This window comes from Streptomyces sp. NPDC050738, assembly GCF_040654175.1.
Classification (GTDB): Bacteria; Actinomycetota; Actinomycetes; order Streptomycetales; family Streptomycetaceae; genus Streptomyces.
Window position 1 is genome coordinate 327735 of sequence record NZ_JBFAHN010000005.1, and the last position, 13785, is coordinate 341519.

The following is a 13785-nucleotide window of genomic DNA, read 5'->3' on the forward strand; positions in this document are numbered from 1 at the left end:
CTCCCCTTCACAGACTTCTCTGGAGCACATCGTGACCACCGACGCTCACACCGCAGGGCCGTTCATCGCGGCAATCGACCAGGGCACCACGTCCAGTCGCTGCATCGTGTTCGACAAGGACGGCCGGATCGTCGCCGTCGACCAGAAGGAACACGAGCAGATCTTCCCCAAGCCGGGCTGGGTCGAGCACGACGCCGCCGAGATCTGGACCAACGTCCAGGAAGTCGTCGCGGGCGCCATCGAAAAGGCGGGCATCACCTCCGCCGACGTCAAGGCGATCGGCATCACCAACCAGCGCGAGACCACGCTGCTCTGGGACAAGAACACCGGTGAGCCCGTCCACAACGCCCTCGTCTGGCAGGACACCCGCACCGACGCGCTCTGCAAGGAGCTCGGCCGCAACGTCGGCCAGGACCGCTTCCGCCGCGAGACGGGCCTCCCCCTCGCCTCGTACTTCGCCGGTCCCAAGGCCCGCTGGCTGCTCGACAACGTCGAGGGGCTGCGCGAGCGCGCCGAGGCCGGGGACATCCTCTTCGGCACCATGGACTCCTGGGTCATCTGGAACCTGACCGGCGGAGTGAACGGCGGCGTTCACGTCACCGACGTCACCAACGCCTCGCGCACCCTGCTGATGAACCTGCACACCATGGCGTGGGACGAGAAGATCGTCTCCTCCATGCAGCTCCCGATGGCCATGCTGCCCGAGATCCGCTCGTCGGCCGAGGTGTACGGCCATGCCAAGGGCGGCGTCCTGGACGGCATCCCGGTCGCCTCCGCGCTCGGCGACCAGCAGGCGGCCCTCTTCGGCCAGACCTGCTTCGCCGAGGGCGAGGCCAAGTCCACGTACGGCACCGGCACCTTCATGCTGATGAACACCGGTGACAAGCCGGTCAACTCGTACAACGGACTGCTGACGACGGTCGGTTACCAGATCGGCGACCAGAAGCCGGTCTACGCCCTCGAAGGCTCCATCGCCGTCACCGGCTCCCTCGTGCAGTGGATGCGCGACCAGATGGGCCTGATCAACTCCGCCGCCGAGATCGAGACCCTGGCGTCCTCGGTCGAGGACAACGGCGGCGCCTACTTCGTGCCGGCCTTCTCCGGTCTCTTCGCCCCGTACTGGCGCTCCGACGCCCGCGGTGTGATCGCCGGCCTCACCCGGTACGTCACCAAGGCGCACATCGCGCGCGCCGTCCTGGAAGCCACCGCCTGGCAGACCCGCGAGATCACCGACGCCATGACCAAGGACTCCGGCGTCGAGCTGGCGGCCCTCAAGGTCGACGGCGGCATGACCTCCAACAACCTGCTGATGCAGACCATCTCGGACTTCACGGACGCCCCCGTAGTGCGCCCGATGGTCGCCGAGACGACCTGCCTCGGCGCCGCCTACGCCGCCGGCCTGGCCGTCGGCTTCTGGTCCAGCACCGACGAGCTGCGCGCCAACTGGCGCCGGGCCGCCGAGTGGACCCCCCGCATGGACGCGGACCAGCGGGACCGTGAGTACAAGAGCTGGCTCAAGGCCGTGGAACGGTCCATGGGCTGGCTCGACGAGAACACCGGCGAGGAGTAAGCAACATGACCACCCTGCAGAGCGTTCCGGCCCTCGGGACGCACCCGGCCTCCGGCTCCACAGCGAGCCGCGCCGAGACTCGGGAGCAGCTTTCCAAGGCGACGTACGACCTCCTGGTGATCGGCGGCGGAATCCTGGGCATCTCCACCGCCTGGCACGCCGCGCAGTCCGGACTGCGGGTGGCACTGGTGGACGCCGGCGACTTCGCCGGCGCCACCTCCTCCGCCTCCTCCAAGCTCCTCCACGGCGGTCTGCGCTATCTGCAGACCGGCGCGGTGAAGCTGGTCGCGGAGAACCACTTCGAGCGGCGTGCGGTCTCGCGTGACGTGGCACCACACCTCGCCAACCCGCTCACCTTCTACCTCCCCGTCTACAAGGGCGGCCCGCACGGCGCGGCCAAGCTCGGCGCGGGCGTCTTCGCCTACTCCGCGCTCTCCGCCTTCGGTGACGGCGTCGGGCATGTCATCTCGCCCTCGCGGGCGCAGCGTGACGTACCGGAGCTGCGTACGGACAACCTCAAGGCCGTTGCCGTGTACGGCGACGACCAGATGAACGACTCCCGCATGGCCCTGATGACGGTCCGCGCCGCCGTCGAGTCCGGCGCCACCGTCCTCAACCACGCCGAGGTCACCGGGCTGCGCTTCACCCAGGGCCGGGTGACGGGCGCCGAGCTCAAGGACCGTATGAGCGGCGAGGAGTTCGGGGTCACCGCGCGCCTCGTGCTCAATGCGACCGGACCGTGGGTGGACCACCTGCGGAAGATGGAGGACCCCGACTCGGCTCCCTCCATCCGCCTTTCGAAGGGCGCGCACCTGGTCCTGAAGCGGACCTCGCCGTGGAAGGCCGCGCTGGCCACGCCCATCGACAAGTACCGGATCACGTTCGCGCTGCCGTGGGAGGACCAGCTGCTGCTGGGGACCACCGACGAGGAGTACGAGGGCGACCCGGCGGACGTCTCGGTCACCGAGAAGGACACCGCGCAGATCCTGGACGAGGCGGCCTTCTCCGTACGCGACCAGCAGCTCTCCCGCGACCTGATCACCTACTCCTTCGCGGGTCTGCGCGTGTTGCCCGGCGGTCCCGGCAACACCTCGAAGGCCAAGCGCGAGACGGTCGTCACCGAGGGGCGCGGCGGGATGCTGTCGGTGGCCGGCGGCAAGTGGACGACCTTCCGTCACATCGGCCGCACCGTCATGAACAAGCTGGCGGCGCTGCCCGGTCACCCCCTCGGCGAGGACATGGAGCCGATCTCGCATCTGCCGAAGAAGCTCCCGCTGCCCGGTATCGCCAACCCGAACGCGGTCGCCCACCGCCTCCTGGTGGACGCCCCGGCGCCCGGCCCGCGGATGGCGGCCGACACCGCGCGCCATCTGGCGACGCACTACGGTTCGCTCTCCTTCGACATCGCGCGCCTCGCCTACGAGGACCCGTCGCTGGCCGAGCGGATCCACCCCGACGCCCCGGAGATCTGGGCGCAGGTCGTCTACGCCCGCGACCAGGAGTGGGCCGAGACCGCGGACGACGTGCTGCGCCGCCGCACGACGCTGACGATCCGGGGTCTGGCGACGGACGACGTACGGGCCAAGGTCGAGGACGTACTCGGCAAGAAGTAGTCCCACTGAACGGTGAGGGGCGGCCTACGGGGGGCCGCCCCTCACTCATGCCATGCGCCTGCCACGCTCCCGCAACACTGCGCGGGAACAGTGGAGTTCATGAAATTCTCCGTGCTCTCCATCATCGGCCACGCCCCGCACCCCCTGACCGGTGAACTCCCGTCCGCAGCCGACCGGTTGGCGGAGGTCGTCGGGACGGGTGTCGAGGCCGAGCGGCTCGGGTTCGACGCGTACGCGGTCGGTGAGCGGCACGCAGGGCCTTTCCTGTCGTCGAGCCCGACCGTGGTGCTGGCCGCCCTCGCCTCCCGTACGTCCACGATCAGGCTCCTCACCGGTGTCACCGTCGTCGCTATCCTCGACCCGGTCCGGGTCGCCGAGGAGTACGCGACGCTCGACCAGCTCTCCCGCGGCCGTATCGAACTGGTCGTGGGCAAGGGCGCGGAGGCCGGGCACTTCGACCTCTTCGGCCTCGACGAAGAGCGCCAGTGGGACTTGCAGCGGGAGAAGTACGAGCTGCTGCGGCGGCTGTGGAGCGAGGAAGGCGTGGACTGGGAGGGCGAGTTCAGGCCGCCGCTGAAGAATGTGACGACCGTCCCGCGCCCGTACGACGGTCTCCCCCGCATCTGGCACGGCTCGGCCACCAGCCTCAACTCCCCCGAGCTGGCCGCCAAGCACGGCGACCCGCTGTTCACCGCCAATGCCATCCAGCCCCGGGCCGCGTACGCGAAGCTGATCGACCACTACCGCGAGCGGTTCGCGGCGTACGGACACGATCCCGCCCGGGCCCATGTGGCGGCGGGCTCGGGCGGGCTGCTGATCGCGGACAGCTCACAACAGGCGGTGTCGCGCTTCAAGGGGCTGTACGAGGCGAAGGTGGCGCAGACCTTCAAGCCGCATCTGGCGGGGAAGGCGGGCTACAACACCCCGTTCCGTACGATCGAGGACGCCATCGAGAGCGGCCCTCAACTCATCGGCTCCCCACAGCAGATCATCGACAAGATCCTCGGATACCACGAGGTCTACCGGCATGACCTGCAGTCCATCACGGTCGACGGATTCGGGCTGCCGCACGGCGAGCAGCTCGAGACGCTGCAGCGGTTCGCCGAGGAGATCGCCCCGGTGGTACGCCGCGAGGCGCCTTCCACACTCTGGGACTGAGCCGGAGGGGCGGGGCGGTGGCGGTGGCGGTCAGGGCGAGATCTCCTCCAGGCGCCGCCCTGCCGTCTCCTCCGCACCCAGCGCCGCGACGACAGCCCCGGCGAGGGCCACCGCACCGAGCATCACGAACACGGAGGACATGTGGCCGCCCGCGTAGACGATGCCCACGACGATGGGCCCGAGGATGACGCCGAGGCGGTTCATGGCACCGCCCACGCTGCTGCCGAGCGCCCGCATGCGGGTCGGGAAGAGCTCGGGCGTGTAGAGGTACAGGCAGATGTTGGAGCCGAAGAAGAAGACCGCGGCGAACGAGGTCCACACGAGGACCTCCAGGGGTGTGCGGGCGCCGACGTACGCGAGGACGAGCAGGCCCGCGGCCGCTCCGGCGAGGCAGCCGGTGATGACGCGCCTGCGGCCCGCGCGGTCCACGGTGAGTGCGGCGACGAGACAGCCGAGGAGGCCCGCGCAGGACGTGACGGTGGAGTAGAGCAGCGCGTCGGAGAGCGAGAGGCCGTAGCGGTGCTGGTAGATCGTCGGCAGCCATGAGGTGATGCCGTAGTTGACGAAGTAGCCGGCGAACCAGAGGGCGCCGATGACCAGGGTGCGGCGCCGGTAGCGGCCGGTGAACAGGCCGCGGAGGCCGCTGGAGGCCTCGGCTGCGGGGACGGGCTCGGGGGGTGCGGCGGGTGCGGCGGGGACGGGCGGCAGAGGTTCGCCGGTGACGCGTTCGACCTCGGTCTCGATCCTGGTCATCACCTCGTCGGCCTCCTGGACCCTGCCGTGCTCGGCGAGCCAGCGCGGCGATTCCGGTACGGAGCGCTTGACCAGGATGCAGAGCAGACCGGGTACGGCCGCCAGTGCGTACATCCAGCGCCAGCCGAGCAGCGGGACCACCCAGGCGGCGACCAGGGCGCCGATCGTGAGACCGGCGGGGAAGACGAGTTCGTAGAGCAGGACGAAGCGTCCGCGCCGGTGGCTCCTGGTGATCTCGGCGATGAAGGTGGCGGCGACCGGGACCTCGCCGCCGATGGCCAGGCCCTGGATGAAGCGCACCCCCAAGAAGAGGCCGGGTGTGCTGCTCGCGGCCAGCGCCAGGTTGGCCACGCTGGACACGCCGATACAGGCGGCGATGACCTTGACGCGGCCGAAGCGGTCCGCGAGCCGCCCCGACAGCAGGGCGCCGATCAGCATGCCGATCGAGCCCACGGTCAGCAGAAGGGTCGCCGCCGAGGTGCTGAGGTGCCACTCCTTGCGCAGGTCGGGCAGGGCGTAGGCGATGAGGAGCTGGTCGAAGGCCTCGAAGAAGGTGACGGCTCCGACGATGAGCCGGACGGTGACGTGCCATCGGCACAGGGGGAGCCGCTCGAAGCGTGCGGCTATGGCGGCCCGGACCGCACGGTCCGGGTAGGCGTCGATCGTCATACGGGAAGGTCCTCCGGCTCGGCGGGGAGGGGCGAGGGGAACGCGGCGGACCGCGGGGTCTGGGGAAACCCGGGCCAAAAAGCACGTAAGCGCAAAGTTTCTTAGGGCTTAAGTTGTACCGCCCTCACACGGGCCCACGTCAAGGGTCTCTGCTGGGAAATCATCTTCGATTCAGGTCTTGCGTCCGAGATAGTTAAGGCCTTAGATTTCTAGGACTTCCTCAACTCCCGTCAGGAGGCGCTCGTATGCTCGATCTACCGGCCGACGAGGTGCTCATCGCGGGTGAGTGGCGTCGCGGCGCCGGCGCCCCGATCCGTACCGTCGATCCGGCCACCGGACTGACCCTGGCCACCGTGCACGCGGCGTCCGTCGACGAGGTCGCCGAAGCGGCCCGGGGAGCGGCCCGCGCGGCAGCCGACACCCGCTGGCTGGCGCTCCTCCCTCACCAGCGCGCCCAGCTGCTGCACCGGGTGGCCGCTGCGATCGACGCGGAGGCGGACAAGCTCGCCGCGCTGCAGACCGCCGACACCGGCAAGGCGCTCTCCGAGACCCGCGCCCTGGTGGCCAGCGCGGCGGGAACCTTCCGCTACACCGCGGCGGCCCTGGAGACCGCGGAGGAGACGCTCACCCCCGCACGCGGCGACTGCCTCACGATGAGCGTGTACGAACCGATCGGCGTCGTCGGCGCCATCAACCCATGGAACTCCCCCGTCGCCAGCGACGCACAGAAGCTGGCCCCCGCCCTCGCGGGCGGCAATGCCGTACTGCTCAAGCCGGCCGAGTGGACCCCGCTGGTCTCGCTCGCGCTGGGCCGCCTGATCACCCGCGTACTCGCCGAACTCGGCCTGCCCACGGGGTTGTTGTCCGTACTGCCGGGGCGCGGCAGCATCATCGGTGACGCCATCGTGAAGGACCCGCACGTCGGGAAGGTCGTCTTCACCGGCGGGACGTCCACCGGACGCACCATCGCCCGCGCGGCCGCCGACAAGCTCATGCCCGTGTCGCTGGAGCTCGGCGGGAAGTCGCCGACGATCGTGCTCGCCGACGCGGATGTCGAACAGGCCCTGGCCGGTGTGATGTTCGGGATCTTCTCCTCCAGCGGCCAGTCCTGCATCGCCGGTTCGCGGCTCTTCGTGGCGCGCGAGCTGTACGACAGCTTCGTAGGTGAACTCGTCGAGCGTGTACGCAAGTTGCGCGTGGGGCCCGGCACCGACCCGGACACCCAGGTGGCACCGCTCGTGCACCACAGGCACCGGGACTCCGTCGCCGCGTACGTCGATCTGGCCCGCGAAGAGGGCGCCAGGGTGCTGTGCGGAGGCTCCGTGCCCGAGGGCGCGGCATACGGCGAGGGCGCGTACTACCTGCCGACCGTGCTCGACGGCCTCGCCAACTCCTCGCGCACCTGCCAGGAGGAGATCTTCGGCCCGGTGCTCGTCGCGCTGCCCTTCGACGGCGAGGACGATCTCGTCCGTACGGCCAACGACTCGGTGTACGGGCTGGCCTGCGGGATCTGGACCCGCGACCACCGGGCCGCGTGGCGCATCGCCCGCCGGGTCGACGCGGGCACCGTCTGGATCAACACCTACAAGCAGTTCAGCATCGCCACCGCGTTCGGCGGCATGAAGGAGAGCGGTCTCGGCCGGGAGAAGGGCCGCGACTCCCTCCGCGCCTACCAGCGACAGAAGTCCCTGTACTGGGGCATGTCCGACACCCCGCTCGCATGGGCCAACTGACCCGGTCTGGAGATAGAGCTGTGCCCCCAACCCCTCCCCCGCCCCCCGTCGCCCGGCTGCGTTCCCTGCGCTACGTCGAGCTGTTCACCCCCGCCTTCGCCGAGACCGCCGACTTCTACCAGGAGGTCTGGGGTCTGGAGAGCGTCGAGTCGGACTCCGGTGCGCGCTGGCTGCGCGGCACCGGCGACGAGCACCATGTGCTGCACCTCAGCCACGCCGACCGTACGGGCCTGGGCCGGATCGCGTTCGCCGTCGCGACCCCCGCCGAGGTCGACGAGGCGGCCCGCCGGCTGCTCGCCCACGGCATCACCCCGATCGCGGGCCCCGGCCCGCTCGACCAGGTGGGCGGCGGCTACGGGCTGCGCTTCACCGACCCCGAGCGCCGGCTGATCGAGATCAGCGCCCAGGTCGAGGCGGTCGCACCGCGCGGCCGCGACGGCGCGGTCCCCGTCGGTGTGACGCACGCCGTGCTCAACACCGCCGACATCGACGCATCGGTCGCCTTCTACTGCGATGTCCTCGGCCTGCGCGTCTCAGACTGGTCCGAGCACCAGATGGCTTTCCTGCGCTGCAACGCCGACCACCACTGCATCGCCTTCAACCAGGCGGAGTGGGCCTCGGTCAACCACGTGGCGTACGAGATGAGTTCGGTCGACCACTTCATGCGCGGACTCGGCCGGCTGCGCCACCACGGCGTCACCCCGCAGTGGGGTCCGGGGCGGCACGGCCCCGGCAACAACACCTTCTCGTACTTCACCGACCCCTCGGGCCTCGTCTGCGAGTACACCTCCGAGGTCGCGCAGATCGTCGAGGACGCGTGGATCGCGAAGGTGTGGCGGCGGGTCCCCGAACTCTCCGACCTCTGGGGTACGGCAGGACCGCCGTCCCCCACGATCCGCAGCCACATGGCGGGTGCGCCGGATCCCGGCCCCCTGTCCCGTACCACCGAGGAGGCAGTGGCATGACCCGCACCGTGGGGCTCGTCGGCTGGGGCGCCATCGGCCGGGTGGTGGGCCAGGCCCTCGCCGAAGGGGCCGTGCAGGGCGCCGAGTTGGCCTGCATCGTCGACAACCGTGCGCTCGGTGACGCACCCGCGCCCCAGCTCTCCTTCGAGGAGGCGCTGGAGCGCTGCGACCTGATCGTGGAGGCGGCAGGCCAGGGCGTCGTACGGGAATGGGGCGAGCGCGTCCTGCTCTCGGGCACCGACCTCCTGATCGCATCGACCGGGGCGCTGACCGACGAGGACCTGGCGAAGCGGCTGCTGACCGCGGGGCCCGGCCGCGTGTACTTCACCTCGGGCGCCGTCGGCGGCCTCGATCTGCTGCAGGCGGTCGGCGGTCTCGCCCCGCTGAGCGACATCACGCTGACCACCACGAAACTTCCCGCCACCCTCGAACAGCCTTGGATGGACGAGGAGTTGCTGGCACGGATGCGCAACGCGACCGGTCCGGTCGAGGTCATGTCGGGGACCGCACGGGACATCCCGGTGAAGTTCCCGAAGTCCACCAATGTGGCCGCCTCGGTGGCCCTGGCGGTCGGGGACCTGGACGCGGTGCGGGTACGGGTCGTCGCCGACCCCGGCGCGCAGCACACCCGGCATGTGATCGAGGCGAGCGGCCCGCACGGCGCGTACCGCTTCGAGGTCGCGCATCTCCCGGATCCCGGGAACCCCGCCACCAGCCAGATCGTGCCGTACGCCGTGCTGCGCAGCCTCGGCGCGATAGCCGGACGCACCGGGCAGATCCTGTGAGCGTGCCGACCGCCGCCCTGCATGTGGAGGAGGCGGGAAAAGAAGGCCCGCTGCTGCTGTGTCTGCACGGCATCGGTTCCTCGTCCGCCGCGTTCGCCCCGCAGCTCGCCGAACTCTCCGCGTACGTACGGGTCGTGGCCTGGGACGCCCCCGGCTACGCCCGGTCCGACGACCCTGCCGGTCCGCTGACGCTCGACGACTTCGCCGACACCGCTGCCGCACTCATCAGGGAACGGGGCGGCCGCGCCCACGTCCTGGGCGTCTCCTGGGGCGGCGTCATCGCACTCCGGCTCGCCACCCGGCACCCCACGCTCGTCGATTCACTGATCGTCGCCGACTCCAGCACCGGATCGGGGGCCGATCCCGCCAAGGCAGAGGCCATGCGCAGCCGGGCCGCCGAACTGGCCGAGGCGGGGCCGCAGGCCTTCGCCGAGCGGCGAGGCCCCCGGCTCCTTTCCCCCAAGGCCCCGCCCGAGCTCGTCCGTCGGCTCGTCGACGCGATGGCCGGCGCCGTCAGACTTCCCGGCTACGGATACGCGGCCGAAGCGATGGCCGCCACGGATCTCGGTCCCGAACTCGCCCTCGTCACCGCCCCGACCCTCGTCCTGTGCGGTGACGAGGACCGGGTCACCGGTGTCGAGGCGAGCCAGGTGATCGCCGGATCCCTCCGTACCGCCGCCTACGTGATCGTCAAGGACGCCGGTCACGCGGCCAACCAGGAGCAGCCCGCGGCGTTCAACGCCTGGGTCCTCTCCCACCTCCGCATCACCGCCCACATCCCTGAGACAGCACAGACCCCCGCATAGGAGCCCCACCATGCCTCTCACCACCACCGAGTACACCGACGGCGGGAACCTCGCCGCGTACACCGACTCGCTCATCGCCACCAAGGCCTCGCGCGTCGCGGACTTCGACACCCTCTCCTTCCAGGAGAAGGCAGGCCCGCAGTACCGCCGCGGTCAGATCCGCTACGTCGGCTCCGGCGCCACCGGCAACCACGAGAGCGACAACCGCATCCTGCCCTCGGGCGGCTTCACCTTCTCCAACATGCTGCTTCCGCCGGGTGCCGAGGGTCCCGAGCACACCCACCACGACGTCGAGGAAGCCTTCTTCGTCCTGGAGGGGCAGGTCAGGGTCGGCATCCACCGCGGCGACAGCGAGAGCGAGTACCGCACGCTCGGCTACCGCGACATGATCGTCGTCCCCGCGGGCGTGGCCCGTTCGCTGAAGAACGAGGGCGACACCGACGCCCTGTTCTGTGTCGTCATCGGCACGCAGAAGCCGCAGATCCCCACCTACCCCGAGCACTCGCCCATGCACGGCGTGACCCGCGACTGATGCGCACCGTCGTCATCACCGGCGCCGGCCGTGGCCTGGGACTGGCCATGGCCCGCCGGGCGGGCACGGACGGCTTTCGCGTCGTACTCGCCGAAGTGGACGTGGATCGTGGTCAGTTGGCGGCCGGGGAGCTGTGCGCGGAGGGCATCGACGCCCATTTCGTACGGTGCGACGTGGCGGACCCCGCCTCGGTCGACGCACTCGCCGCACGGGTCGCCGACCTGGGCCCGCTGCACGGCCTGGTGAACAACGCGGCGCTCGCCAACGGAGTGGGCGGAAGAGAGTTCCAGGACATCTCCGTGGCGGACTTCGACCGCATCATGACGGTCAACGCCCGTTCGCCCTGGCTCGTCTCGCGGGCCCTGCTGCCGCAGCTCCTCGCACACGGGGAGGGCGGGCGGATCGTCCATCTCGCCTCGGACGCCGCCCTGTACGGCTCCCCGCGCCTCGCCCACTACGTCGCCTCCAAGGGCGCCGTCATCGCCCTCACCCGTGCCATGGCCAGGGAACTCGGCGACCGGGGGATCACCGTGAACGCGGTGGCGCCCGGCATCACCGAGGGCGAGGCCACCGAGTCCGTACCGGCCGAACGGCACGCGCTGTACCGCATGAACAGGGCCATCTCGCGGCCCCAGCGGCCGGAGGACCTTCTGGGGCTCGTCGCGTTCCTGCTGAGCGAGGAATCCCGCTATCTCACCGGACAGGTGGTCGCCGTCAACGGCGGCTTCACCATGAACTGACCCCACGGAGACACCTGTTATGGATCTGGGCCTCACCGACCGCACCGTACTGGTCACCGGCGGCAGCTCGGGCGTCGGCCTGGCCACGGTCCGCGCCCTCCTCGACGAGGGCGCACGGGTGGCCACCTGCGGCCGGGACGCGGAGCGTCTCGCGAAGGCGGCCTCCGGCCTGGGCGCGGGCGGCGACCGGCTGCTGACCGGAGTCTGCGACGTACGGGATGCGGACGCGGTACGGAGATTCACCGCCAGGACCGCCGAGCACTTCGGCGGCCTCGACGGTCTGGTCAACAACGCGGGCCAGTCCCGCATCAAGCCCTTCGCCGAGACGACGGCCGAGGACTGGCGCGACGAGCTGGAGCTGAAGTTCGCGGGTGTGCTCAACCCGCTGCACGCGGCCCTCGGTCATCTCCGCGCCTCGTCCGCGGCCTCGGTCGTGAACATCAACGCGGTGCTGGCGAAGCAGCCGGAGCGCCGGCTCATGACCACCAGCGCGGCGCGCGCCGGGATTCTCAACCTCTCCAAGTCCCTGTCCCAGGAGCTCGCGCCGGACGGCATCCGCGTCAACTCGGTCTGTCTGGGCCTCGTCGACACCGGGCAGTGGACGCGCCGCTACGCCGCATCCGGCAGCGGCCTCGGCTATGAGCAGTGGCAGGCGGAGCTCGCGGCCGACCGCGGGATCGCGCTCGGCAGGCTCGGCCGGGCCGAGGAGGTCGCCTACGCGGTGGTGTCCCTGCTCTCGCCCCGCGCCTCGTACATCACCGGCACAGCCATCGACGTCTGCGGCGGCGTCGGCCGCTCCATTCTCTGACGATCTCCGAGGAGACCACCATGCATCACACCACCGGAGGCGATCTCCTCGTCGCCGTCCTGCGCGAACTCGGCATCGACACGGTCTTCGGCATCGTCAGCGTGCACAATCTGCCGCTGGTCGAGGCCGTCGACCGGGACCTGCGGTTCGTGCCCGTACGCCACGAGGCGAGCGCCGTCAGCGCCGCCGACGCCTACGGCCGGGCCCGCGGCTCGATCGGCTGCGCGCTGACCTCGACGGGCACGGGCGCCGGAAACGCGGCGGGCTCGCTCATCGAGGCGCTCAGCGCGGGCAGCGCCGTCCTGCATGTCACCGGGCAGATCGACAGCGCCCATCTGGGCAGCGGGCGCGGCTTCATCCATGAGACGAAGGATCAGCTCGGCATGTTGCGGGCGGTCTCGAAGTACGCGGAGACCGTGACGTCCACCGAGGACGCGGGCCGCATCCTGCGGGAGGCCGCTCGGGCGGCGCTCTCGGATCCGGGCGGGCCGGGCAGCGTGGAGTGGCCGGTCGATCTGCAGTACGCGCAACAGACCGACGAGGCCGCCGCGCCCGGCGCCCTGCCGCACCCGGTGCCCGATGCCGGCGAACTCGCCCGTGCGGCAGAGCTGTTGGCGTCCGCACGGCGCCCTCTGATCTGGGCCGGCGGCGGCGCCACTCGCGCCCCCGAACAGCTTGCCGCCCTTCTGGAGGCGACCGGGGCAGGCCTGCTGACGTCCAACTCGGGGCGCGGCGCCGTCCCGGAGGACCACCCCCAGGTCATCGGTAACTTCGCCACCACCCCCGCAGCACGCGCGCTCCTCGCCGACGCGGACGTCCTGCTCACCGTCGGCACCCACTTCCGCTCCAACGAGACCGCCGACTACGCGCTGAAGCTCCCCGCCGCGCACCTCCAGATCGACATCGACGCGGACGCGCTCGGCCGTACGTACCCGGCCCGCCACACGCTGCACGCCCACGCGGCCGACGCACTGGGCGCCCTGCTGCCGCACGCCCGCCCGGCCGAAGCAGGCTGGGGCGAGCGGATCACATCCGTACGCGACGAGGTGCGCGCCGCCCTCCATGAGTCCATCGGGCCGCAGTCCGCGGTCTGCGACGCGATACGGGCCGCGCTCCCCCGCGAGGCGGTCGTCGCCCGCGACGTCACCATCGCGTCGAGCAGCTGGGGCAACAAGCTCCTGGAGATGTACGACCCCCGGGACAACGTCTTCCCGCGCGGCGGCGGCATCGGGCAGGGCCTGGGCATGGGCATCGGGGCCGCACTCGCCCGCCCCGACTCCCCCACCGTGGTGATGGCGGGCGACGGCGGCCTCGCCGTCCACCTCGGCGAACTCCTCACCCTCGCCCAGGAGAAGCCCGCTCTCACCCTGGTCGTCTTCAACGACGGCGGCTACGGGGTGCTCCGCAACATGCAGGACCGCTACAGCGAACGCCGCTCCGGGGTCGACCTCGCCACCCCCGACTTCGAGCAACTCGCGGCGGCGTGCGGGCTTCCGTACGCCCGCATCGCGGCGCCCGAGCACGCCCAGCCCGTCATGGAGCATGCGATCGCCTCGGGCGGTCCCGTGCTCGTCGAGGTCGATCTGGCCCGACTGGGCCCGATGAAGACCCCGTTCACCCCGCCCGTCTCGATCCCCACCGCGTAGGGAGGCA

At 70.9% G+C, this 13785-nt stretch carries 12 protein-coding genes; 11 read left to right on the top strand and 1 reads right to left on the bottom strand.

Translation table 11 applies throughout. The features are described from left to right. Positions 1 to 31: 31 nt before the first annotated feature. The 3 genes from glpK (at position 32) to AB0H78_RS15935 (ending at position 4341) form a co-directional block, all read left to right on the top strand. Entirely contained in the window at positions 32 to 1570 is a 1539-nt protein-coding gene (gene glpK / locus AB0H78_RS15925) for a glycerol kinase GlpK (protein ID WP_363234965.1), read from the top strand. A 5-nt stretch (positions 1571 to 1575) separates the two neighbouring features. Beyond that, positions 1576 to 3183: a glycerol-3-phosphate dehydrogenase/oxidase gene (locus AB0H78_RS15930; RefSeq protein ID WP_363234966.1), complete on the top strand. Its 1608-nt coding sequence runs from the start codon at positions 1576 to 1578 to the stop codon at positions 3181 to 3183. Between the two features lie 99 nt (positions 3184 to 3282). Then, positions 3283 to 4341, top strand: a complete 1059-nt coding sequence (locus AB0H78_RS15935; RefSeq protein ID WP_363234967.1) for an LLM class flavin-dependent oxidoreductase — start codon at positions 3283 to 3285, stop codon at positions 4339 to 4341. A 30-nt stretch (positions 4342 to 4371) separates the two neighbouring features. On the opposite strand, the gene AB0H78_RS15940 is transcribed toward AB0H78_RS15935, so the two are convergent. Further along, complete coding sequence (locus AB0H78_RS15940; RefSeq protein WP_363234968.1) at positions 4372 to 5763, bottom strand: MFS transporter; 1392 nt, start codon at positions 5761 to 5763, stop codon at positions 4372 to 4374. Between the two features lie 245 nt (positions 5764 to 6008). On the opposite strand from AB0H78_RS15940, the gene AB0H78_RS15945 reads away from it, so the two are divergent. Genes AB0H78_RS15945 through AB0H78_RS15980 form a run of 8 tightly spaced genes read left to right on the top strand, consistent with a single transcriptional unit; the run spans position 6009 to position 13778 of the window. Then, positions 6009 to 7496: an aldehyde dehydrogenase gene (locus AB0H78_RS15945; RefSeq protein ID WP_363234969.1), complete on the top strand. Its 1488-nt coding sequence runs from the start codon at positions 6009 to 6011 to the stop codon at positions 7494 to 7496. A 20-nt stretch (positions 7497 to 7516) separates the two neighbouring features. Beyond that, positions 7517 to 8461: a VOC family protein gene (locus tag AB0H78_RS15950; protein WP_363234970.1), complete on the top strand. Its 945-nt coding sequence runs from the start codon at positions 7517 to 7519 to the stop codon at positions 8459 to 8461. Continuing rightward, a complete protein-coding gene (locus AB0H78_RS15955; RefSeq protein ID WP_363234971.1) occupies positions 8458 to 9246 on the top strand; it encodes an aspartate dehydrogenase domain-containing protein in 789 nt (262 codons plus the stop codon). Before AB0H78_RS15950 ends, AB0H78_RS15955 begins: the two co-directional genes overlap by 4 nt. Continuing rightward, complete coding sequence (locus AB0H78_RS15960; protein ID WP_363234972.1) at positions 9243 to 10052, top strand: alpha/beta fold hydrolase; 810 nt, start codon at positions 9243 to 9245, stop codon at positions 10050 to 10052. Before AB0H78_RS15955 ends, AB0H78_RS15960 begins: the two co-directional genes overlap by 4 nt. A 10-nt stretch (positions 10053 to 10062) precedes the next feature. Then, positions 10063 to 10584, top strand: a complete 522-nt coding sequence (locus AB0H78_RS15965; RefSeq protein WP_363234973.1) for a cupin domain-containing protein — start codon at positions 10063 to 10065, stop codon at positions 10582 to 10584. Beyond that, on the top strand, positions 10584 to 11324 hold the full coding sequence (locus AB0H78_RS15970; RefSeq protein WP_363234974.1) for an SDR family oxidoreductase: 741 nt from the start codon (positions 10584 to 10586) through the stop codon (positions 11322 to 11324). The genes AB0H78_RS15965 and AB0H78_RS15970 overlap by 1 nt, the downstream gene beginning before the upstream one ends. 19 nt (positions 11325 to 11343) lie before the next feature. Continuing rightward, on the top strand, positions 11344 to 12132 hold the full coding sequence (locus AB0H78_RS15975; protein WP_363234975.1) for an SDR family oxidoreductase: 789 nt from the start codon (positions 11344 to 11346) through the stop codon (positions 12130 to 12132). Between the two features lie 20 nt (positions 12133 to 12152). Then, positions 12153 to 13778, top strand: a complete 1626-nt coding sequence (locus AB0H78_RS15980; protein WP_363234976.1) for a thiamine pyrophosphate-binding protein — start codon at positions 12153 to 12155, stop codon at positions 13776 to 13778. Positions 13779 to 13785 lie beyond the last annotated feature (7 nt).